The organism is Porphyromonas sp. oral taxon 275, assembly GCF_018127745.1.
Classification (GTDB): Bacteria; Bacteroidota; Bacteroidia; order Bacteroidales; family Porphyromonadaceae; genus Porphyromonas.
Genome location: NZ_CP072333.1, coordinates 1,519,579 through 1,542,170, shown reverse-complemented (window position 1 = coordinate 1,542,170; position 22,592 = coordinate 1,519,579). Strand labels below are relative to the sequence as shown.

At 57.0% G+C, this 22,592-nt stretch carries 15 protein-coding genes; 3 read left to right on the top strand and 12 right to left on the bottom strand.

Annotated features, from left to right (window positions below):
* Positions 1-12: 12 nt before the first annotated feature.
* From J4862_RS06155 to J4862_RS06145, 3 genes are all read left to right on the top strand, one after another.
* A complete protein-coding gene (locus tag J4862_RS06155; protein WP_211788250.1) occupies positions 13-1,134 on the top strand; it encodes a DUF4876 domain-containing protein in 1,122 nt (373 codons plus the stop codon).
* Positions 1,135-1,446: 312 nt separating this feature from the next.
* On the top strand, positions 1,447-1,992 hold the full coding sequence (locus J4862_RS06150; protein ID WP_211788249.1) for a 30S ribosomal protein S16: 546 nt from the start codon (positions 1,447-1,449) through the stop codon (positions 1,990-1,992).
* A gap of 240 nt (positions 1,993-2,232) precedes the next feature.
* Positions 2,233-5,370: a TonB-dependent receptor gene (locus J4862_RS06145; protein ID WP_211788248.1), complete on the top strand. Its 3,138-nt coding sequence runs from the start codon at positions 2,233-2,235 to the stop codon at positions 5,368-5,370.
* A gap of 255 nt (positions 5,371-5,625) precedes the next feature.
* On the opposite strand, the gene J4862_RS06140 is transcribed toward J4862_RS06145, so the two are convergent.
* The 12 genes from J4862_RS06140 to J4862_RS06085 form a co-directional block, all read right to left on the bottom strand.
* Complete coding sequence (locus J4862_RS06140; protein WP_211788247.1) at positions 5,626-9,405, bottom strand: hypothetical protein; 3,780 nt, start codon at positions 9,403-9,405, stop codon at positions 5,626-5,628.
* A 989-nt stretch (positions 9,406-10,394) separates the two neighbouring features.
* Positions 10,395-10,832, bottom strand: coding sequence for a hypothetical protein (locus J4862_RS06135; protein WP_211788246.1), 438 nt, complete (start codon positions 10,830-10,832; stop codon positions 10,395-10,397).
* A 2-nt stretch (positions 10,833-10,834) separates the two neighbouring features.
* A complete protein-coding gene (locus tag J4862_RS06130) occupies positions 10,835-12,556 on the bottom strand; it encodes a hypothetical protein (RefSeq protein ID WP_211788245.1) in 1,722 nt (573 codons plus the stop codon).
* A gap of 12 nt (positions 12,557-12,568) precedes the next feature.
* A complete protein-coding gene (locus J4862_RS06125) occupies positions 12,569-12,982 on the bottom strand; it encodes a D-Ala-D-Ala carboxypeptidase family metallohydrolase (protein ID WP_211788244.1) in 414 nt (137 codons plus the stop codon).
* Positions 12,972-13,481, bottom strand: coding sequence for a phage holin family protein (locus J4862_RS06120; protein WP_211788243.1), 510 nt, complete (start codon positions 13,479-13,481; stop codon positions 12,972-12,974). Before J4862_RS06120 ends, J4862_RS06125 begins: the two co-directional genes overlap by 11 nt.
* Positions 13,482-13,588: 107 nt before the next feature.
* Positions 13,589-19,099 carry a hypothetical protein gene (locus J4862_RS06115; RefSeq protein ID WP_211788242.1) on the bottom strand — a complete coding sequence of 1,837 codons (5,511 nt, stop codon included), beginning with the start codon at positions 19,097-19,099 and terminating at the stop codon, positions 13,589-13,591.
* Positions 19,100-19,165: 66 nt separating this feature from the next.
* Entirely contained in the window at positions 19,166-19,861 is a 696-nt protein-coding gene (locus J4862_RS06110; RefSeq protein WP_211788241.1) for a BACON domain-containing protein, read from the bottom strand.
* Between the two features lie 25 nt (positions 19,862-19,886).
* A complete protein-coding gene (locus tag J4862_RS06105; RefSeq protein WP_211788240.1) occupies positions 19,887-20,312 on the bottom strand; it encodes a hypothetical protein in 426 nt (141 codons plus the stop codon).
* Between the two features lie 15 nt (positions 20,313-20,327).
* Positions 20,328-20,813, bottom strand: a complete 486-nt coding sequence (locus J4862_RS06100; RefSeq protein ID WP_211788239.1) for a hypothetical protein — start codon at positions 20,811-20,813, stop codon at positions 20,328-20,330.
* 2 nt (positions 20,814-20,815) lie between these two features.
* Positions 20,816-21,148 carry a hypothetical protein gene (locus tag J4862_RS06095; protein WP_211788238.1) on the bottom strand — a complete coding sequence of 111 codons (333 nt, stop codon included), beginning with the start codon at positions 21,146-21,148 and terminating at the stop codon, positions 20,816-20,818.
* The gene (locus J4862_RS06090; RefSeq protein WP_211788237.1) at positions 21,145-21,477 is read right to left on the bottom strand and encodes a hypothetical protein; all 333 of its coding nucleotides are present in this window, start codon (positions 21,475-21,477) and stop codon (positions 21,145-21,147) included. The genes J4862_RS06095 and J4862_RS06090 overlap by 4 nt, the downstream gene beginning before the upstream one ends.
* A gap of 22 nt (positions 21,478-21,499) precedes the next feature.
* Positions 21,500-22,591, bottom strand: coding sequence for a major capsid protein (locus tag J4862_RS06085; RefSeq protein WP_211788236.1), 1,092 nt, complete (start codon positions 22,589-22,591; stop codon positions 21,500-21,502).
* Position 22,592: the final 1 nt, after the last annotated feature.

Sequence of the window (22,592 nt, the reverse complement as noted above, 5' to 3'; positions counted from 1 at the left end):
CACCGTATATATATGACCAAGCATAGCCTATCCCGCTACGGCCTCTACCTGCTGATCGCCCTCGTGTCAGGGCTCAGCAGCTGTACCCGCAACGGGATGCCCAAGAAGCAATCCAACGCCCGCAGCCGTGTCGACCACCTCATCATCAAGGAGGTCTTCTACATCGGGCACTACTGGCAGCGCGACTCCAAGAAGTACGGCTACCTCTCTCCCAAGCAGATGTACGACGACGATCAGTACATCGTCATCTACAACCCCACCGACGAGGTCAAGTACCTCGACGGGCTGGCCCTCTGCTCCAATGCCATCGACCCCTCGACGAGCCTGCAGTTCGCCCCCAAGGACAACTTCGTCAACCAGTACTACGGCGTCGGGAGCATGATGTGCTTCCCTGGCACGGGCAAGGATCATCCCATCCAGCCTAAGCAGGAGGTCGTCATCGCCAAGTACGCCATCGACCACAAGGCGAACTATGTCCGCGAGCTCGAGGAAGCCTCCAAGGACGAGCCCGATGAGCCCTTCGATATCAAGGAGTACCACGGCTACGAGGCCTTCCTCGACCTAAGTAAGGCCGACTACGAGTGGACCAATGCCGCCTTCCTCTCCAATGATGCCAAGGGCAAGAACAACCCCAAGGTGCCCGACCTCGAGGCCATCTACACCTACACGGATAGCTACGGCAAGCTCGCCCCCGCCTACAACTTCCACGACGTCTCCGAGCGTAGCGGGCTGGCGCTGATCCGTCTGCCGTGGACGAAGGAGGACTTTGCCAAGAACCACAAGGACAGCAAGGGACACCGCGGCTACCTGCACTACATCACCGTTACTAGCAGCAGCTTCGCCGACTTCTACGTCATCGAGGTGCCCTTCAGCCACGTCATCGACTGCATCACCATCTGCCCCAAACGCCTCTACCAGATGCGTCCCACCAAGCTGGACCGCGGCTACAACGCCGTCACGGAGGTCGCCTCGCGCAATACGCCGAAGAACGAGTACCCCCGTATCTCGGGTCTAGCGCTGTCGCGTCGCTGGGACGGGCGTAAGTTCGTCGACGACGACAATACGACCTCGGACTTCGAGATCAAGGTCGCCTCGCGCTCCAATAAGGACAGCCAGGGCAAGGTCATCCGCTAGTCCTTAGCCTCGGGGGCGCTAGCCTCGACCTAGCACCCCGCTCTGTGAGGGATACCAGTCAGCCGCGCTGACCGGTATCCCTCACACGCTTTATGGACGTCCCTCAGCCTCCTGACTGATATCCCTCAGGACGGCTCCCCTTAGGCACGCGCTGCGCCGCCCCTTGTCCCTCCCCAGTCCCCCACCGTAAGGGGGCTTGGACTTCCCTACCTTCGGCACATCCCTACGGGAGTATTGCTATCTCCAGTATTTGGAGTATCTTTGCGGCGACTAATGCAAGTAAGCAAGAGTTACTAACCTAGATTCAACTAAATGGCAACTAAGATTAGATTGCAGCGCCACGGTCGTAAGGCTTACGCCTTCTACAAGATCGTCGTCGCAGACAGTAGAGCGCCACGAGATGGCAAGTTTATTGAGAAGATTGGTACCTACAACCCCAACACCAATCCTGCCACAGTAGATTTGAACTTCGAGCGCGCTTTGTATTGGCTCAACACGGGGGCACAGCCCACCGACACCGCTCGTAGCATCCTTTCCCACGAAGGCGTCCTGCTGAAGAAGCACCTCCAGGGCGGCGTACAGAAGGGTGCCTTCGACGAAGCAGCAGCAGAGGCTAAGTTCGAGGCTTGGAAGGCTAAGAAGGACGGCCAGCTGAGCGATGTCAAGGCTAGCCTGGCTAAGAACAAGGAGAACGCTGCTAAGGCTGCCCTCGAGGCAGAGCAGGCTGCCAACAAGGCTAAGGCTGCTGCTGTAGCTGCTAAGAAGCAGGCTGAGGCTGAGGCTAAGGCTGCTGCCGAGGCAGAGGCTGAACCCGCACAGGAAGAAGCACCCGCACAGGAAGAAGCAAGCGCAGAATAATCGAGACCTCACGCTCCACGGAGATGTACTCGATCTAATATGACGGATACCCACACCTTCGCCCCCACTAGGAGACGAGTGTGGGTATCCGTATTTTACTTATCCCCCCTCTAGTCCTAGGGCGGGGGCTCAGGCGATGACTCCTAGTGACTAGGACGCATCGTCCACAGTACCACGAGGCTGCGAGCGCGCAGCTACTACCATCTAATTTACCTCTCACCACTTCACAAAAGCAAGCGTATGAAGAAGTCTCTACTTCGTCTCTTCGCCCTGGCGATGATCTGCCTTGCCTCGTCCAGCCTCTGGGCGCAGGTGACGACCTCGGCCCTCACGGGTACGGTCATAGATCAGGCCTCTAAGGAACACCTCATCGGCGCAAGCGTCGTCGCCAAGCACCTCCCCTCGGGGACGACCTATGGCGCCGTGACCAACGCCAAGGGGAACTACAGCATCGTCGGGATGCGCCCTGGAGGCCCCTACAGCATCACCATCTCCTACATCGGCTACGATGCCCTTACCCTCAACAACATCAGCCTGGCGCTCGGCGAGACCGAGACCATCAATGTCAAGCTGAAGGACGGCGCGACGCAGATCACCGAGGTCGTCGTCACGGGGAAGAAGGGCAGTGCCTTCAACCTCCAGAAGACGGGCGCTGGGACGAGCTTCTCCCGCCGCAACATCGAGCGCGTGCCTACCGTATCGCGCAGCATCATGGACATCGCCAAGCTCACGCCGCAGTCCAACGGTAACGGCTCCTTCGCTGGCGCCAACAGCCGCTTCAATAGCTTCCAGATCGACGGTGCCGTCAACAACGACGTCTTCGGGCTCGGGCAGAGCGGCAAGAACGCTATCTCCATCGAGGCCATCGATGCCCTGCAGGTCGTCATCGCTCCCTTCGACGTCCGTCAGTCGGGCTTCACGGGTGGCGGCATGAACGCCATCACCAAGTCTGGGACCAACACCCTGCACGGCTCGGTCTATGACTTCTACCATAATCAGGACTTCTACGGATCGACGGCAGGTAAGGATGTCGCTAAGCGCACCAAGCTGTCCAAGCAGTATGAGAACACCGTCGGCTTCACCCTCGGCGGGCCCATCATTAAGGACAAGCTCTTCTTCTTCGCCAACGCTGAGTATGTCAAGAAGGTCACACCCGCTACCTTCATCCCTGGCGATGGCCTCTCCCGCATCACCGTCGAGGAGGCTGAGCAGGTAGCCAAGAAGCTCCAGGAGCTCGGCTACGACGCTGGTGGCTACAAGGCACAGGACATCCCCGAGGAGACCTACAAGGGGCTGCTGCGTCTGGACTGGAACATCAACCAGGCCCACCACCTTACCCTGCGCTACAGCCACATCGATGACAAGCCCTACGTCTTCAGCAATAGCGCCACGCAACTCAAGTTCAGTAACTACGGTTACACCAAGCGTAGCGTCACCAACACCTTCGTCGCTGAGCTCAACTCCCGCCTCTCCAGCACCGTCTCCAACGAGCTGCGTGCTAGCTACAGCGGTATCCGCGACAAGCGCAGCTTCCCCGGGAAGCCCTTCCCCTCGGTGACGATCAACCTCGGTGGTGGCCGCCGCATCTTCGCGGGTACCGATCCCTTCTCAGGGGCCAATGAGCTGGATCAGGACATCTTCTCCCTGACGGACAACCTTACGCTGAACGCTGGGAACCACACCTTCACCTTCGGTACGCATAACGAGTTCTTCCGTATGCGCAACCTCTTCATCAATAACCTCTACGGCACCTACGAGTACCGCAACCGTGAGGTCCCCAACCCTGCTGGAGGTAAGCCCATCGTACAGCCTGGGCTCGTGGACTTCATGACCATCGGCACGGCTGGTGAAGTGGGTCCCTCGACCTACAACCTCTCCCGCGTCAACACCGCAGTGACGGGTACTCCCCTCTGGTCGCCTCAGTTCCACGCTGGCCAGGTCAGCCTCTACGCGCAGGACGACTGGAAGGTCAACGACCAGCTGCGTCTGACCTACGGTCTGCGTGTCGATGCTCCCTTCTTCCTCGACCGTCCTACGGAGAACAAGAAGTTCAATAGCGGCGACATCGCTCGCGAGTACGAAGTGACCAACCACTACCTCCCCGGCATCAAGCCCCTCTTCTCTCCCCGCTTCGGCTTCCGCTACTCGGTAGATGAGGACCGCCGCTACACGATCCGCGGGGGTACGGGTGTCTTCACCGGTCGCGTGCCCTTCGTATGGATCTCCAATAGCTTCTCCAACTCGGGCATCGAGGTCGAGCGCACCTCGCTCTACGAGGGCAACAACAAGACGCTCGGCTCCGTCCGCTTCAGCGCTGACCCACGTAGCGCCCAGAGCAACGCTAACTTCGTCCCTGGCTCCACTGAGGTAGACCTCGTGGCCAAGAACTTCACCTACCCTCAGGTATGGCGTACCAACCTGGCCTTCGAGGCTAACCTTCCCTGGGGCGTCAAGGCCTCCATCGAGGGGATGTTCACCAAGAACCTGAACAACATCCGCTACCGCAACCTTGCCCTCAGCCCAGGCAAGGCGATCACCCACGCTCCTGGCCAGGTGCGTCCCACCTATACGCGTCGCGACGACAAGCTCTATTCCTCCGTCATCATGATAGAGAACTCGAATAAGGGCTACACCTATAACTTCACCGCCACGCTGAGCAAGGACTTCGGTCACGGCCTCGATGCCTCGGTAGCCTATACCTACGGTGCGGCTGTCGTCGGCAATGACGGGCTCTCCAGCCAGGCTGAGTCGAACTGGAAGTTCAACTACTCGAACGATATCAACGCCGACGAAGTCAGCTACTCCAGCTTCGACCTTCGCCACCGCCTGATCGCCCAGCTCAACTACCGCGTCGAGTACGCCAAGCACTTCGCTACCACGATCGGCCTCATCTACAACGGCCAGTCGGGTCCTCGCTACTCCATCCTCTACAATGGCGACATCAACGGCGATGGTACGAGCAACGACCTAGCCTACCTCCCCTCGACGATGGCCTCCAGCTCGCGCTCCGCGATGGACTACGCTACCTTCCTCAAGGAGAATCCCGACATCGCTCAGTACGTAGGTCGCATCGCACCTCGTAATGCCTTCGTCGCGCCCTTCATCCACAAGGTGGACCTGCACTTCGCTCAGGACTTCTTCGTCAACGTAGGCGGCCGCCGTCACACGCTGCAGCTCAACGCCGACGTCATCAACCTGACGAACCTGCTGAACCGCGGCTGGGGTATGGAGCCCTACGTGAACTACAGCAGCATCACGCCGATCACCGTGCTGCGTGACGGGAGCTACGAGTTCAACCACGCTACCAAGCAGCCCTGGAGCTACAGCGACATCAACTCTCGCTGGCGTGCTCAGGTCGGTCTGAAGTACATCTTCTAGCCCTCCCCTCGCTCCCCCAGCGGGAGCCTCCCCCAAAACGCCGAGCGCCTCGCCCCCACCTGGGGACGAGGCGCTCGGCCTTTCTCTTCGATACCTATGTTATTACTCAACTGCGGGTCGCAGGCAGCTTTACAGAGGAAGAGCCGCCTCTAGTGGCAGCATCTTAATCATACTACTCCGTTCGGTGAACTCATATCTGTCAGAGCGCGGAATAAATAGGCCTAGTGTGCTAAGTGCAATGCTTCGGGTGTGTGTTTAGCCGTCTAGCTTTGCGACCTCGGCTTCTTCATCTTTCCTATGAGCTTCACGTAGATACCTGTTCTCTAGATCCTGGTATATCTTTGATACGTTTGGATAGGCACGGCGGGTCTTTTGGGCTAGGCTCCCGAAGGATTCTGCTCGTTGCCGTTCAATGGCGCCCCCATCGAATACCCCCCTGATAGTTGCACCTTGTTGATTGAATAGCTCTATTAAGTATCCTCTCTTTATATCTTCCGTATTGATGCGCTCTATAGTGTGGAAGATCGCTTCTTCTGCCCTATCGATAGAGTCCATCGGGTATCGAGCCAGGATACGACCGATTTCGGCATCAGCGACCTCTATCCTATTCCTATGTTTTGCCAAGCTTCTAACTTCTTCCACCCAAGCCCATAGTGCCTCTGCGTCAATAGACTTGTCTTCTCGCATTCCCGGTATTTTAGTCCAAGTACTCAATACTAAATAGGCTCTATGAGCTGCGTTCTGTCTCTGCTCCTCAGATAAACCTTCAGACTCTTTCTCTTGTAGACTTGGATCTTTAGGGAGATACAGCCACTCCAGAAGTTGAACAAAGCTTTCTGGGTTGTGGGCAAGTTCTGCCTCTATGTGCGGTGCGCCTATTCCAGCCCCCTTATACATGAGCTGCTCAAGATAGAGGATTTCTAACTCTAGCATTGTGCTAGGCTCGACGTCTTGACGTTTATTGAGTGCTCGGAAGAGCATTCCTATTGCATCCTGATCAATATGCCCAGGTTCTGAGGCTTCCTTCGTCGCAGCTTGTCGTAGTAAATCAACGATTATCTTACTAGGGAGCTGGTCTCGACCAAGCCAAGCAATATCTATTGCTGAGTAGAATCTGCGGTGTTGTAGTAGCTTTCCTATAAACGAGACAAGATCCCCATCAAGAATCGGAACACATAAAGGTCGAATCCTTCGCCAGAACTCTTGTTGTACCTCCTCACACAGTGTGTCTATGTAGTCCCAGAGTTCTTTATTTTGAGGCCCTCCCACAAGAGCGTTTGCTATAGCTCTGGTACTGAGTCCTACCTTTTGGAGGTCCTGGACCAATATCTGCAATAGTTGCAGATCTCTATGTTCTGGGCGCTCATAGATAAACCCATGAGTAAATTCAATGAGCGAGTCATCATCTTCTAGACATTCGTATATACGCTGGATATCATGAGAGCTTGTGAGCACGGCGGCCAAGGTTTCTCCAAGAGTTCGCGGTTGCTTTACCACTTTCCTTAACGCGATCGTCTTGGCTAGTCCCATTTGATTGATGAGCTCTCTTGCAGCTTCTTCTCTCGCGAGCTTGATTTGCACTACTCTCTCTTGGTGCTGTTTGAGAGGATCTATAGTCCTAGAGGGAGGAACTACTATGGCGGGAAACTCATCATTGAATAGCCAAATCGACCTCTCTATCACGTCTTCGGGTTGCAGTTGGCTGTATAGCTCCTGAAAGGGAGCTAGCTCTTCCTCCGTCAGGGCCCAATCGGTATCGACGTACAGTCTGTGTCTACTTAGAATGTCACGGAGTCTATTCCAAGCCTGGTGTTCCTTCTGGCTAATGCCACCTGCTACTTCGAAACATCGACGTAGAATACGCTCTCGATTCCGCGAGCCTATTTCTTTCCGTGCTGCCGCTGCAACTAGTTCGGAGAGTCGTTTGTCATCGATAGCATATCGGCTTACTAGCATATCGGTCAGCTCCGAAAACATAGTTGCTATTTCTTGAGGATCATACCAAGGCGCTGTACTTTCCTTGAACATCCTCCAACGCATCCTATAAGTTAGGTTGCTTACGACCTCTGAGTGCGGGAATAGCTTTACTAGGAGATCCCAAGAGACCTCTAGATCCTGATCTACGAGGCTCTTTAAGGTGTTAATCTTTTCGCTACATGAGCCGAGTGTCTGATACATCCAAGGATGGAAGATATTTACGAGGCTATTCATTGGTCTATTAGCTAAAGAACCTCCGGGATCAAGTTTAGCTAGCGTTAGAAGAATCGAACTAGATTCCTGCAGATATTCGGGCAGCCAAGCCAGTCCTTCGAGAGCCCGTAGAAGATCTGGGTGATGGCTCCTTTTCGACCAAAATCCCTCCTCTTCTTTGAAGAGTCGCATGATCGCTGGATTAGTAGAAGATAAAGAGTCTCTCACTGCGTTAAGAAAGCTCCTCGGGGAGGCCTCTGCAAGGAGAGGAAGCTCCTTGTGGACAGAAAGCCAAACACTCTCGTCCGCATTGTAGAGTAGCTTCTCTATGATGGTATCGACCCATCTCTGGGCATCCCCTATACGATGAGACTTGTCCTTCCCTATCCCGGATATTAAGATGAGTGATTGAGCGAGGCCTTCTCTGATCCAATAGGAGTATCTTCTCTCTTGAGAGCTCGAGGTCGAGAGGAGACCCTTGTCTGCCTCAGCATCGATATGGGAATTTTCGGATTCATAGGCCAGCTGAAAACACTCTTGAAATACCTCAAGGTCTTTCTTCGTAAGTCTAGAAGACAGGCTAGACCATAAGTCCAAAGGAGAGGTCAATCTCCATTTTCGTCCAATTTGCTTGAGTGGAGCGTTGGGTAAATGAAGCCATGGATATAATATCTCTTGATAGTCCTTGTAGTCTTTCCCTGACAAGCGCTCTAGGAGTTCAGTGTCTCCTGGATAACCTTCATTCCATCTACCTACGAGGAGTGCGGGAATGATCTCTCGAACATTCTGTGTGCTCATCCATTCAGCTCCATAAGCAGGGAAGGCCAAAAGCCTACGGAGAGATGTAAGGTCAAGTCCAGACTCCCTCGTGTACATATATGCCTCATCGCTTGTAAGGCCACTTGCAATTAATGACTGAATCAATTCATTTCGATCTACAGCAGGGAGGATGATACTCTCCATATTGAATTCATCATCCGCCCCTAATGGCACTAAGACATGATGTCCATTTTCTGTTGCTCTATAAAGTGGATCTGGATTGTCAAATTGAGCAATGAGAATCAGAGGATGTGCATTTGTGAGGATACTACGGAAGTTGTCCTCTGTGTTGATGATCAAGGTGCGCGAAAGTGATCGGCCAGTTGTAGCGGTACACGCTGCTGCGGCAATGAAAGCAATCGCTTCTCTCTTCGTTGAGGCTCTTACTCCGATCAGAACCGCTTCTTCATCTAAAGCTGTAAGGAGCTTTTCTTTCTCAGCTCCTCTCCCAGAAATCACACAACTAGGCTGTAAGGTAAGCTTCCTTGAAATGGACCATTCGCTCCAGAACTCTTCCGCTGTAATCATTCCATCTTCTGGATAGACTCCCACCTCTGTCCCAAAGTGCCTGGATACGGCAGGGGCCTCATCAAGCCATTGTTCTAGGTCTACTCCATCATAGACGAGTACATCCTTCCAATGACCTTCTCTCCGCTTCTTTTCTATCCAGTCCCCTTTTTTGATCCAGGTCCTTGGGGTAACGAATACGAAGGTTACCTCCTTTGGGTCGAAGCCTAGAGGTTCGCTTTTTCGCTTTTCATAGTCGTCATTCGCCTTCTTTACGCAATTATTGGAGGTGCCGAACTCCCAAAGGGAGGTGCCTAGGGGAATATGTCTAGTCTCAATGCTACACTGTACAACACCATCCCAGCCCCCAATATAGCTAGCACTCCCCCATGGGATATTAACTTTTGTGTTGGCGGGAGTAGAGGCTCTCACCAATCTAGAGATGAGATATGGGAAGGTAGACTTGGCATCAGGGGTGTCAGCCCAGCGATCGAGATGATCTCTTGTAATTAGATTCATAATTAGCTCTCGGGACCTTATATAATCGAAATAGACAATACGAATTTAATGATAATTCCCTTCTTATAATCTCTTGGTCTGATTGTAGAGAAGGTAGACGTACAATCTATACAAACTTCACTCGGCTAGCTATTGCTCCCCGCCTAAGGACGCCGCAGTGCTAGGCAAGGTAGCGGCCTTAGCCTATAATCTTGAGCACAAGCTTCTGTATACGCTGCGAGGCCCTCCCAAGCTCCCGAGCGAAGAGCGAATGGCAGTGCAGCAAAGAGTGTATGGGCACTCAGCAAAGAGTGTACAGCCTCGCCGCGAGCTGACTGCTTTGCCCCAGCTCCGCGAGGGATATCCCTCACGGAGCTGACCGATATCGCTCAGTCGCTTGACTGACGTCCCTCAGCGGGCTGACTGATATCCATCGGGAGGGCTGACTGATATCCCTCGGGCGGCTTCACTGATGTCTCTTAGCGTTGGGATGGCATTTCTGCACAAGGGCTCGCACCTTGATTTGGCTTCGTCGCCGTACAGCTTGCTGGGCTTGGACTTGCTAAGCTCACCGAAGTGGGGGCGTCTCTAGAAGAGCAGCAGAAAGGCAACGTAAACGACTCCTTCCCTTAGGACGGGGAGCATTGATACAGCTAAGCAAGGAGGCTCCAAGTAAAAGGGGAAGGCGCTCGTGGAGAGCGCCTTCCCCTTTTGTAAGATACTTGTTAATAAGCTCCTACTTACCGATGCAGAATGTAGTTTTAATATGTAAACCAGCACTATTATAGAACTTTATGTATCATTCATTAAGTGCTGAGCAACAAATAACCATCAGAACAACATCAAAAACGACTCAACCGTAGCAGTGCCTGCTATCGTCTTAGGTAGGGAGGGGCGTATTAAATCGCCCATCCTCATCATATTAAATAGGCTCGCCCAAGGAGCACACGTATCTATCTAATACGTAGGTCATTGGGCGGGCTCTAATTAAAAGAGGCTCGAGCTGGTGATTAAATAGTAGGACTCCGCCAGCGCCTCAGAAGGAGTAGTAGGCCGAGCAACGCCAGCGGCAGGCAGCACCACAGGGCGGCTGCACGTACGTCCTTGACCCAGTGCCTGGGCACCTCCTTAATGGTCTCGTGTACGACGGGGATACTGTCGACGCGCACCCTCACGCCCGAGGCGTCGCTGTGGCTCTCTCGGTCGCGCCAGCGGGTGATCACCCTATCCACGTGTACGGTGTCACCCTTGACGTATCTGTCGACTACAACGCTGTCGCGCTCGCGGACAATAATGCTGTCGCGCCGTATGCTGTCGCGCCACTCAATGCGCACCCGCTCGACGGGCACGGTGACGATGCGCCTACCGCAGCCAGCGAGCAGGAGCAGCAGGGCGAGCGCGGCTACGGCCAGCGCAGCCCATAATGATTGTCCTTTAATATCTCTCATTGTTATGACTGTTTAGCCTTGAGCACCCTCACCTCCTCGGCAATAGCCGCTAGCCGAGCCTCAAGCGCACTCACCTTATTATTTGCTCGCTCCTCCGCCTCGACTAGTGACGTCTTCGGCGGCGTGACGCTATCGACAGGCGAGGGGATGCCGTGTGTCTCATAGCCTTTGATCGTCCAGCGTTCGGTCGCGAGGGCAAAGGCAGGGGCGACGTCCGACTTAACCTCCACGAGGTAGCGTCCGCCGCCGCGTAGGTACACAAACTCCGCGCTCAATGCGATTAGCTGCTTTGGCGCGCTCACGACCTCCTCTCCCTGAGCTACCCAGACCTTGCTGTAGCCGCTGACCATCCTGTCCTCGCTGCGCCCTCCGTAGCCCGAGGCATTGACGCTCCAGCGCAGATCGAGGTTAAAGCCTTGCGGATGTGTCGCATAAGGCGGCTTAGGCACACTCGGGTCAAGCCCAGCATACAGCGCGATGTCAAAGTGCGCGGGCTGCTTATGAGGGATGCTCTTAGTACCAGTCATATGGATGACCGCCGCGTAGTACTTGGTCGCGTCCAGCTGCGTCAGGTCAAACGTGTGAGTATGCACGTTCCAACGCTTGACCTCCTCAATCATCTGCGAGTACTTGTACAGCTCCGCCCAATCCTCGGGCGAGTAGATGCCCGCCCGCGAGTCCTTGACCGCGATTAGCGCAGTGCCGTGCTTGTGGGTTGTCCAGTCCGCAGTCAGCACCCACTCATCGCCCTCCTTGTACTCGGCTGGCGGGAGGGCGGCGAGAAAGCGCCTGGACTTACCATAGGCCAGCTCGCGCACGAGCTCGCTCTCCTGGTGTGCCTCCTCACGTGCTTTCTTGACGTGGAGGTCAGTGTAGTTTTTTGCGCCCTTAAGTGTCGCTGCGTCGCCATTGTCGGCGTACCCCTTAGCCAGCCCGAGGTTAGTATCAGAGTGCCCCCTAGCTATACCCAGCTGACCATCCGAATACCCCTTAGCCAGGGTTAGCACAGTGTCCGCGTATCCCTTGGCTATGCCAAATTTGGTGTCCGCATATCCATTAGCTGTCGACACCGCAGTATTGATACCACTAGCTATTGACTCAGCCAGCGACTCTCTGAGGCTCTCTCGGGCGCTGGAGGCCGCGGTTGATAGCTCCCCGACTTTACTGTCCGTGTAGCCTTTTGCCTCGAGCAGTTTATCTGCCGCGCTCTTGAGCGAGGCGATCCACTCAGCCTCCGTGAGCTTAGGGTAGTCGTCCGTATTATCAAGGTACGCCTCGTAGGCGCTTTGGCCTCGATATCCTCGCTCGCCCTTGGCTATGGGGGCAAGATCGAGGACTAACTGATGGTTCTGCGCCGTGAAGTGTGCGCCCCCCTTGACGACAAGGCAGAGGGGCGCGCGCAGCGTCCTTCCGTCCTCACCGTCGATGGTAAACGATACCTCCACCTCGTAGATGCCCAGCCCGTAGCGTTCGGTGTGCTCGCGGCTGAGCTCGAATCCTAGAGCATCGCCAAAGGTGCGGATGTCGGGCGTGAAGCCCTCTCCAAAGTTGGGTTCGTAGATGGTGACACTCAGCTCGCGGAGCTCCTCGGGGCTGAGCTGTTCACCCTTACCCTCCCCGAGTTCGTAGCCCTCGGGCGAGCGGCGGACGACCAGCGTAAACGGCTGGTCGTTGCCACGTCGCACGCGGTAGAGCTGATCTGCGTTCTGCTTGATGCAATGCATAGTCAGATACTGTTACTTCGTTATATATAGGACTTCACCCCGAGGTGGCCTACCCTCTGGGGCTATGGACACGTGGATCCACCGAGCCCCGCCCACATGCTCGTAGATGAGCTGGTCGAAGCCTCCGAAGCGACGGATGACATTGCCCAGTTTTTTTAGGTCGTCGGTGACTAGGTCGGCCGCCTGTCCCTTGAGGTGCTGGCTCGTGGGCTTGCCTCCGACCGCTGCGTTGAGGGCAGGGCTGCGGTAGCCGCTGGAGACGCGTATCGGAGCGCCGTAATTCTCGCGCACACTGTCTAGGTAGTCCATCAGTCGGTGCAGCTCCGCCACGACGTCGGCGCTGGGGACATTGGGGATGCCGCGCTTCTCCGCCGTCTCGCTCCTGAGCAGTTCGGCTAGGCTAAAGTACTTGTGCTTACTTTCCATCGCTTGCCTCCTTTCCCTTGAGCACTTCATCCAGCAGCTCTCTGTGCTCCTTAGCAAAGGCTGCCACGTCGCGCAGCGTCATGCCTAGCGCCTTGACCTTATCGCTCAGGATCGCCTCGTCTTCGTCGGGGGCTTGGGGATCGTTAAAGCTCCTATTCTCGTAGACACTGCGTAACTCAATGATGAGGATGAAGACCGTGCCCAAAGCCGCGAAGTACGGTAGCTCAGGCACGCCGAAGCGCTCCCAGACGTCTATCAGGTAGAGCGCCACGTCCACCATGGATAGGAGGAGGAGACAGCTGTAATAGCTATTTATCTTGCTGACGGTGCGACGTAGCGCCTTGGAAGTGCGCGCCTGTCCGAGGCGCTTGGCCTTGTGCCAGCCTGCGGCTAGGTCGATGAAGATCGCCACCAGCACCATAGCGTGCAGCAGGGCGAAGAGTAGGGAGTCCGCCACTAAGCCCTCCATGGGCAGGCGGTGCATAAAGTGATAAAGCATATTTGTCTTGGTCTTGGTTAATGGTTGGTCTGTTGGTTATTATCGCGCCTAGCCATCGGAGGGACTAGGCAAAGGCGAGGGGGAGGGCGTAATCTAAGCATAGCCTACTAGGCGTTGTCGCCGATGATAGTTAGGGCGAAGGGAGTGCCGTCCGTCCCGCTCGTGCGGTCATAGGTCACCACCTCGAAGGAGGAGGCGCGCTTGTTCTCCACCGCCATGCCTCCGTAGCCGTTGGCGTAGGGCGTGAGCTGCACGATGTAGTCTAGGCGGTTCAGCAGGTGCGTCACGCGGTATCTCCCGCCACCGATGCGTTCCACCTTGAGGCGCGTGGCGTGCATGCCCCATCGGTTGGCGATCTCTAATCGTGGATGCACCTTGATCTCCGCAGCGGCGAGGATACCGGGCACGTCCGTACGACCACGCACAGCCAGCACAGGGCTAGAGCTGTCCGAAGAGCTATTTACGAGGAAGAGGCGCTGCGCACTCTCCACCACCGAGATGCCACGCGTGGAGATGACCGTTTCCTGGTCTACATCCGAGGCTTTGCGCACCGTCCCCGTACACTCCTGCACCGTAAGCTCCAGTACTACCTCTAGCCCCGAGGGGACTTTGTCCACCTGCTCTTTGCTTGAGGCGGTGACGTGGTAGAGCTTCTTGCGCGTGGCAGTCACCTTGGTATAGTACGTATCCGTGGTGGGGAGGTCGAGCTCAAGGTGTACATCCTCCACCGACTGCTCTCTCTCCCCCATGGAGGCGTTTGCCCCAACATCGCGGGTAACCTCCGCAACAGGGTCAAAGGAGTCACCAGAGCGCCATAAGGAGAAGGTCAGCACTACATCTGTATCCCATTCCTCAGGTCGCATGTCTGGGTACACTGCAGGGTCACCTCCTGTAATGAAGCAGCGAAGCCCCCTCACGCTCATGCGATAGCTCAGATGTGCTCCCATAGGTGCGTAGAATTTTTCCGAGCTGCGCCAGAGTTCCGCCCCAAGCGTCTCGGCGAGATTGCGCCTGTCGAATCCTCCTGAGTGGCGAAGGGCAGCGCTGAAGGGGCGCTGCGCCAGCAGCTGCTCCAGAGAGGGCTGCTCGCCACCGATGCGCAGCACCTCCCCCGCCTTACTCCCCTCAGGGCGAAAGCGGAGGACACGCCCGTTGTCGTCGATATACATGAGCCCGAAATGGCCACTCCCGTCGTGGTTAATCTCCACGATGCGGCGCTCCGAGGCTGTACCGTAACCCGTGACACCAGCGGCGAAGGCAGGGTAATTGCGTCCGTGCTTGTCTTTGATGAGCCCCGATACCCAAGAGCGTATGCCGCCCGTTGAGTCTCGCGCGGCAATGATGTTCGAGAGCACCAGACCGCCCGATATGAGCGTGTCACCCTTGCCCAGCACCTCGGTGAGGTAGCGATAACTTTCTAGCCCGCGCTGTGCCGCCTTGAGCTCCTCGCCTTGCCCCTCAAGGCGCACTCCCAGCTGCTGCAGCGCCTTCGCCTGCTCAGCGCGTGCCTCCTCAAGCGTCTTTAGCTTGCCGTCCTGCTCCTTCGCCTTCTTTGCCGCCTCATCCTTCGCCTCCTTGGTCTTCGTATCCGCGTAGTCCTTCGCCTCCTTTGTCTTGCCCTCGGTGTACTTGCGACCCTCCTGGCCTTCCTTGCTAATGGCCTCGTCGGTGTCCTCAGGAGCAGGCGACCAGTCGGAGGGCTTGTTGCCTCGCTCCAGCATAACTCGAGACAAGACGTAGCGGCCTTGGTCGCTAGCCCCAGCCCTCCTCGTCTTATAGAGGCGGAAGCCTCCGTTGCCTCCCGCGATACGCTTAACGCTCAGGGCTATGCGCTCCTCAGTCGTCCGAAAGGTCGCGCTGTAGCGCGCGTAGTAGAGGCTGTCAGCGCCCTGAGTGGGTGTGCCCTCGGCACGTACAGCGCAGTCCGATGCACTCCATCCGTCCACATAGAGGTAGACAAGCATATCGTTATGCTCCGAGCCAAGAATAAAGCTAATGGTGTAGTCCACCCCAGCCGCCCACGGAGCACCAACGCGGAACTCAGAGACCATATAACCGCTGCCCTCCTTGACGCCAGCTGTGCCTTTCGCGTAGTTGCGACCGCCTAGCTGCAGATCACGCACTGCGCTGTCGTCGGTGTACCTCAGCTCCTCGCGCCAGTGGTTCGGGTTGTACTGACCCACTACCTCATCCTTGACGGCGGTGAGTATAGAGCCCTTGCGGAATCCGTTCCACGCCGACGTCAGCGTCCACAGGTCACCCTCTCGATAACCCGTTGGGATAGTGTCCCCGCGGAAGTGCGTCACCTTACCATCGGCGGCTGCTTTCGCCTGCCCCGCCAGAGCTAAGGCGCGAGTTAGGTCAGTATCCGCCAGCTCCACCCAGCCGCCACGGCTGAAGCGCCAGCTCTTCCCGACATTTGGGTACTGTGCGGCGTTCTCGGGCGTGATGGTGACGCCCTCAGGGGCGCGGCAGGTGTAGGTGTCGCCCTCGTGCTTGGCATCCTCGGCAGCCGTCCAGCCGTAGCGCCCCGAGGGCGGTTGCTCGCCGTAGTGGCTCTCCACCTGCTTATCAATCTGACGCTGTAGCTCCGCCTGCATCGCCTGCTGGGCCTCCAGTAACGAGGCGTATCGCCCTTGCATCGCCTGCTGGGCCTCCAGTAGCTTGGCGTCGCTCGAGGTGATTCGACCAGCTAGCTCGCGCGTCTTGGCGTCTATCTTTGCGTCTATCTTCTCCCGCTCCTTGTCGTAGTAGTTCTTGGCCCCCTTGAGTGCAGCCTTGTCGCCCTCGTCGATGCTGTCGCGCAGCTCTCTGTATATAGCCTTGGGTGGCGTGACGCTCGTCACTGGGCTAGCAATCGTCCTCTCCGCATAGCCGTCAGCCGCCCAGACTGCCTCGGCAAGGAAGAAGCCGCGTGGCTCTTGCTCTGCCCACACGTCCATCATATAGACGTAGCCGCCACGTAGGTAGACGTACTCTGCGCTAATCTCAGTGCGCTGTCTCGGAGTACTGCAGACCTCCTCTCCTTGCTGGACGAACCTCGTCTGGTAGCCCGTGATCACGCGCTCGGCTTCGCGACCGCCAAAGCCCTCGCCGTTTACCGTCCACTCCAGCTGCAAGCCAAAGCCCGTTGCGTTCGTCGCGTAGGAAGGTGCAGCCTTTGCTGCTCCTAGCCCGCAGTAGACTCTGATTCGGGCGCTGTTGGGATTCTTGTAGGGCGTCCCCGAGAGCCACACAATGCAGGCGTAGTACTTCGAGGAGTCAAGTGTCGAGAGGTCAAAGGTGTGGCTGTAGCGCTGGTGACGCTTGAGCTCCTCTATCTCTTGGCGCGTCGCCTCACGTGCTCTCTTGACTGTCTCATCTGCGTGCCGATTGGCATCGGTCGCCTTATCCTCGATGATCTGCTCGACGCTCTTACCCGAGCTGCTGAAGCGCAGAGAGGGTGTGATGATCTGCTTGCCTACTAGGTCTATCAAAAAATCCCCATCGGGCGAGGCGATTCGTTCTGTGCGCATCTGCCCAGGCAGGATCTCGGTAAAGCCATAAAGTCGAGCGAAGGAGCGCGAGCCATCGGCAGCGGCGGCCTCCAGCAGCCCAACGAGCAGCCAGTAGTAGCCCGATTCGCTCTCCAGCGCTCGTGCCTCGCGCTCTAGGCGGTAGCTGCCAACCTTCCCCTCACGCTCCACTCGTGCGTAGACGTAGTAGCGCTCTTGACGCTCGGTGAGTGCAGGAGATTGGAAGGACGGCATCGTCCAGTACCGATACTCCTCTGGGCGATGTGTGCTCGAGAGGCTCGTAATGCCAAGAGTCTGATGCTGTATTGTCGCTCCCTCGATGGTGAAGACGAGGCGCTCTGACTCCCATGCAATGCGCGGGGTGAAGGTCTCATTGGAGCGTGGGGTGCGGACGAAGCGCCACTGCAGTGACTCATCGCCCACAAGCAGCTGCATCGTCTTCAGAGTGATGGGAGAAATGCTCTTGGTGAACTTATCCAGCAGGGCAGACTGGAGCGCCTCAGCCGTGGCGGCTGCGTCACGGAACCTGCGGCGGGTGAACTGCAGCGCCGATCGGTGGTACTCCTCGACGAGCGCTTCGTCGTCCTTGAGCTTGAGGATACTGCCCGAGAGCCCTGCGCTGACGAGTTCGTTCGAGAGCTCGACGATTGGGCTGTGGGGATCATTGACTGAGTCCTTGATCCCGACGATGCGCAGCAATACACCTTCGGGCGCGAGCCGTTCATCGTGCAGCTCGACATAGCCCCCGAGGATGAGCCGCCCCCCGATGTTTAGCCAGTCCTTCTTCGCCCACAGCCCATCCAGCTCGGCGGTGTAACTGTACTTCTGTTCCTCGTGCTCCCAGAGCTGTCGTACGCAGCGGCGGAGCAGCTCCCATTCTGCTCCCGAGCGTGTCGCCCTATCGTTGATATAGGCCGAGGGGAGCATAACGTGAAAGACCGCATACTTATCTCCAACCCTCGGGGCAAAGGTCGCGGATGGCATCGTCACCCCGTCCAGCTCCTGGGGGATTAGCTCGAAGCAGCGAGCTGCCCTGCCGCTGTGGGCTGCGCCTTGGTGTCGATACTTGACCTCGAACTCGCGTCCCGCCAGTTGTCCCGACTGGAAGATGACCGTCATGGTCTGCCCTGCGATGAGACAGCGCTCGTAGTCCAGCGACTCGGGGATGGTTGAGTCGCAGAAGTCCCAGAAATGCTGCGTAGCGTTCACCTCTCGGACAGACGTGACGCTGCCCACGCGGCTCGGGTAGATGTCGGGAGCATTGATGCTGGCCTCGGTGGCTGTTGTGAGCGGCTTATCGGCGCGTCGAATGCTCAGCCCTCGCTCGTCTGTCTTGTAGCGCTTGGCACGTAAACGGTCGAAGCCTCGCTCGTCCTCGAAGTGTTCGCCATCGTAGGCTATCGTCACACTCGTGGGTAGATGGAGCGTGGCTGAGCCGTAGCGTGAGCGGTCTATATTTCGATCCCCACCCTGCACCCAAAGGATTTCTGTCGGTAGTGCCTCGCCAGCCTTGCGTCCCAGCCCTGACCTCAGCCCCCTACCTTTCCCATAACCTAGGCGGAGGGGCTGTTTTTTGTTGTGCTCGACCTTGCGAAGCGAGATACGCTTCCCTGTGATCTCCCACTCGGTCTTGAATTCCTCGGCGAGCTTGGCGAGCGCCTCCCAGCAGCTGTTGTGGTCGTAGCTGATGAGCCGCTCGGGCTCGGTGATGCAGTCGCCTATCGTCCAGCCACCGCCCGAGCGCTCATTCAGGACATTCACCAATAGCTGGAGGTGCTCTCGCGGAGTTGCTGTGAGGGGGAACTTCAGTCGTCCGTCAATGAGGTTGCGTAGCTTCCACAGCTTTAGTCGTGATTGCTGAGCTTCGAGCGTTAGGGTGTAGTCGTAGTGCCGAGTGTGCTGCATCTTTACCGCCTCAGGGCCGAGCAGCTCATAGCGTTCACCCTCGTACTCACACCAAGCTCCACGAGGTAGCTCGATGTGCTCGGCGAGGGAGTACTTGAGGGTGAGGCTATGCTCGCCCTTGATGGCTCGGTAGCGGACGCTGGAGTCGTCTACCTCGACATCGAGGAGTAGCTGGTCTTGGCTGTCGTAAATCTTCATAGTGGGGCGTTAGAAGGGAGCTAGCGCTAGCTGTGAGGTTGGGCCACAACTAGCGCTAGCGGAGGGTTAGGCAGGTATCTGGGTGACCCTCACTAGGGCGCTCTTGCCATCGGCTGAGATAGTCACGGTAGCTTCACGGATCTTGCCTGTGGTGTTGGCTTCGACCTTAACCTTGACCTTCTTGGCGGAGACCTCTGCCGTCAGCCAGCGCTCGCTAGCGGTAGCTGTAGGGACTGCCGTCGAGGTGACAGTGACCTCCTTGCCCGTGGTGTCAGCGGTGGAGGGGAAGTAGAGCTCAGAGGCGGTGACGGTAAGCCCGTTGTGGGTATAGGGCTTGATCGTCTTGCCTCCACGAGGCTTTAGTGCCTTGACGACGACGTGGAGGATCTTGCCGTCGACAGCGGCGAAACTTTCCTCGATACGGACAGTCGCTCGATCGATGACGAAGCCCTCTGCGCTCTCGTCCTCTGGGATAAGTCGTATAGAATACTCACCCGGCACAAGTCCGTCGTTGTCCTCAAAGGCGCGAGCAACGCCCTTCTTGACGAACAGGTCGAACTCTAGGGTGTAGGTTGTCTTGCCGGCTCTGATGTCGATAGTTTCGCCACCTTCTTCGTTGGCGGTGGTCTCCTGCCCAGCCTGGGGAGTGAGCTTGGTTGTGTTTTCCCTGGGGATGTCGAGGTCTACCCAGTTGCCGTCGGGTACACCAGTGAGGGAAGTACACTTTTGGATTCGGGGCTTGCCCCAAGAAAGAATTGCCATAGTTAATAGGGGTTAGTAGGTTGGATTATTCCTCGCCGTCGAAGTAGCGGTAAGCGAGCTTGACGACGACGAAGTGCTGCTGTATCGAAGGCTCGGCTTCGGTGTATATGGTCTGCATCAGGCGAAAGCGGTAGCTGGTGCTTGAGGCAGAGAGGTGGCGTTGCACCCACCCTCCAGCTAACTCCTCCAGCTCTGCTGTGCGCTCCATGTCCTCGACCCAGACGCCACTCTCCGCGGGATCGATGTCGGGACAATAGATGTTGAGCGTCACAATACCCTCATCTATTTGCCCAGGTACGCCAGCCGTGAAGATGATGATGGCGTCCTCCATGCGGCTGTCGCGTGGGCGCTGTCCAGCATGATAGACCCCTCCAGAGAGTGCCGAAGCGAGGACGCTCTGACGAAGGAGGCGGTAGATGTCGCCCTGGACTTGCTTACTGGTGCGTGCCATTGTCTGAAGGAGGGGCTATTGATGAGAAAGCTTGAAGCCGAGTTGAGAGAGAAGTTGAGGGACGAGGCGGTCAGCGAGAAGCTCTGCTGAGTCGATGACGTCGTAGCCCCGAGCTGAGAGGTAGGCAGCGTAGCGCATGCCAGCCACAAGGATAAGGACGATGCCGTGAGGGAACTCCCGACGGACGAGGTCAGAGGCGTAAGTCGCTCCTTCGCTCGCACCATTCTGCGCCCCTTTGAAGCCATCCGTTTGGACGACCTTCCCATCTACGGCTACGACGTAACCGATAGATGCGCGGAGGTTGCCTGAGTCATCGATGTAGTGTGGCGCGTGTGGTGTGCCACGTAGCTCCGCAGGTGGAGAGGGAAGGCTTCGGGCGTGGTTCACGCACTGCTCCCCTATGTGCTGGAGGTTGTAGACAACCGCCTGAAGGAGTCGCTCCATCTGTCCATCGACGTACCGCTGAGTGTCGTCCTTTGGGGTGAGCTTCTTTACTGGCATAGCTAGACGCGTAAGCGTATTTGCCCGACGGCAGGCAGAGGCTCAGCCTCGATGACCGAGAACTCCCCGATGACACCTCTGATGAGGTCTTCGAGGCGGACTTGATCCGCTGAGAAGCAGGGGCACTCTTCAATGAAGATGTCGTACTTGGCAAGACGTACCGCCTCGCCCTGCACTCGGGTAAGGTTGCTATAGTCACGCGCCACGAACTGGCAGGGGATAGGCTCAGACCAGCATACCTCGACCGCCTTCCTAGGATAGCCCGTTTCAGGGTCTATAGCCGGCGAGGCGCTGGTCTTGAGCTTTACCTGTATCGTTCCGTTCTGGATGATCATAGATTCGTTCCCTTATAGCCGAAGGTCGGCTTGGAGGTCGTTGCGTTCTCCTCCCCATAGTCCCGATAGATGGCTGAAGCCTGCTGTCGAAGCGCCTTCCTCTGCTCCTCCGAGAAGGAATACATCTGTCCGCCCTGCATCACGTTGGGGGAAAGGGAGAGCCAGACGAGGAGGTCTGCGCGCGTCAGCTGGTAGCCTCTTGATCGTACGACCTCCGAAGAGGCATCGTCAAGGAGGTGAAGTCCTCGACGACGCGCCACTTCAAGGAGGGTACGCTCAGGTATGGGGTAAGCAGAGATGCCACGTAGGAGGTCAAGGGTCGATACCATAATCGTAGAGCGTGTTATACGGTTACCCCCAAGCCTGACCGTCGGTGCGGACGTAGAGGTTACGGTAGGCGGTATCGAGGACAGGGATAGCGTCTGCCTGCCCGATAGTCACCTCCGAAAGGGGCTCTACAGTGCTGTACTTCTTGATGACGGTGTGTGCTCGCTCTACACGGATGACGCCCTCCTGAGCACTTTCCTGAAGGATGCCGTACTGCGTCGTGCCGAGGCGTTCGGTCTCGGAGAGGACAATGCGCGAGCTGGCGAAGGGGTTGCCCGAGGAGAAGTCCCCCGAGAGGGACTCACGCGTAATCGTCTGGTCGATGACGCGGATTTGAAGGCCATTGAGCCACGCCTGCTTAGCGAGCATCTGGTTCACTGCTGCAAGGTCAGGCGTCTGTGCAGCACCTACAGCGTTGGCGATGTAGGAGGAGCAAGCCTTGATGATTTGCTCCGAGGAGCACACCTTATACAACTCCTCCATATTCATGAAGATGAACTTGGGATTGAGTCCGTGTTCGGTCTTGGCGGTCTTCACCAGCTTAGCTAGGTCGCCGATGATGTCGGCCGAGGAGGCGTTGCCCCAATCGGCCGAGGTCTTCTGCTTCTGGAAGTCGTAGACGTCGTAGTCAAGGTCGAACTGGTTAGCGAAGGTGGCGTTGTTCTGCGTCGTGAAGGCGAGGCGTCCAGCATTGGAGAGGAGCGCCCAGGCGATGTAGTCGAGCTGTGACTGCACGCCGTTGAAGCAGAAGTCCACGTCTTCGCCCCAGTACTGGACCAGGGCAGTAGCGTCAGCGTCCCCAGCCATGGCCAGCGCCATCTGGTATTCCTTGATCTCGGAGCGCGTCATCTCTCGACTGATGGCAATCAGAGGGATGTCGCCTCGTGCAATCTCAAAGTTGGGGCGAGACTTGCGCACGATAGAACCATTGTCGGTGTGCAGGTCGGCGGCGACGTTCTTCTTCGCCATCTGGTTCTGAAGCATACGCCAGTTGAAGCCATTGACTCGACGGACGGGGAAGTAAGTCCCGAAGAGGAAGGGCTTAGCATCGGCAGTATTGACTCGTGCCTGCACCATCTGGGAGTCGAGCCCCTCGATGAGTGTTCCTGTAATCATA

Coding starts and splice junctions, on each gene's coding strand:
- J4862_RS06145 (WP_211788248.1), top strand. CDS start 2,233: ATGAAGAAGTCTCTACTTCGTCTCTTCGCCCTGGCGATGATCTGCCTT.
- J4862_RS06100 (WP_211788239.1), bottom strand. CDS start 20,813: ATGCCAGTAAAGAAGCTCACCCCAAAGGACGACACTCAGCGGTACGTC.
- J4862_RS06150 (WP_211788249.1), top strand. CDS start 1,447: ATGGCAACTAAGATTAGATTGCAGCGCCACGGTCGTAAGGCTTACGCC.
- J4862_RS06115 (WP_211788242.1), bottom strand. CDS start 19,099: ATGAAGATTTACGACAGCCAAGACCAGCTACTCCTCGATGTCGAGGTA.
- J4862_RS06120 (WP_211788243.1), bottom strand. CDS start 13,481: ATGCTTTATCACTTTATGCACCGCCTGCCCATGGAGGGCTTAGTGGCG.
- J4862_RS06110 (WP_211788241.1), bottom strand. CDS start 19,861: ATGGCAATTCTTTCTTGGGGCAAGCCCCGAATCCAAAAGTGTACTTCC.
- J4862_RS06085 (WP_211788236.1), bottom strand. CDS start 22,591: ATGATTACAGGAACACTCATCGAGGGGCTCGACTCCCAGATGGTGCAG.
- J4862_RS06125 (WP_211788244.1), bottom strand. CDS start 12,982: ATGGAAAGTAAGCACAAGTACTTTAGCCTAGCCGAACTGCTCAGGAGC.
- J4862_RS06135 (WP_211788246.1), bottom strand. CDS start 10,832: ATGAGAGATATTAAAGGACAATCATTATGGGCTGCGCTGGCCGTAGCC.
- J4862_RS06090 (WP_211788237.1), bottom strand. CDS start 21,477: ATGGTATCGACCCTTGACCTCCTACGTGGCATCTCTGCTTACCCCATA.
- J4862_RS06095 (WP_211788238.1), bottom strand. CDS start 21,148: ATGATCATCCAGAACGGAACGATACAGGTAAAGCTCAAGACCAGCGCC.
- J4862_RS06105 (WP_211788240.1), bottom strand. CDS start 20,312: ATGGCACGCACCAGTAAGCAAGTCCAGGGCGACATCTACCGCCTCCTT.
- J4862_RS06155 (WP_211788250.1), top strand. CDS start 13: ATGACCAAGCATAGCCTATCCCGCTACGGCCTCTACCTGCTGATCGCC.
- J4862_RS06130 (WP_211788245.1), bottom strand. CDS start 12,556: ATGCATTGCATCAAGCAGAACGCAGATCAGCTCTACCGCGTGCGACGT.
- J4862_RS06140 (WP_211788247.1), bottom strand. CDS start 9,405: ATGAATCTAATTACAAGAGATCATCTCGATCGCTGGGCTGACACCCCT.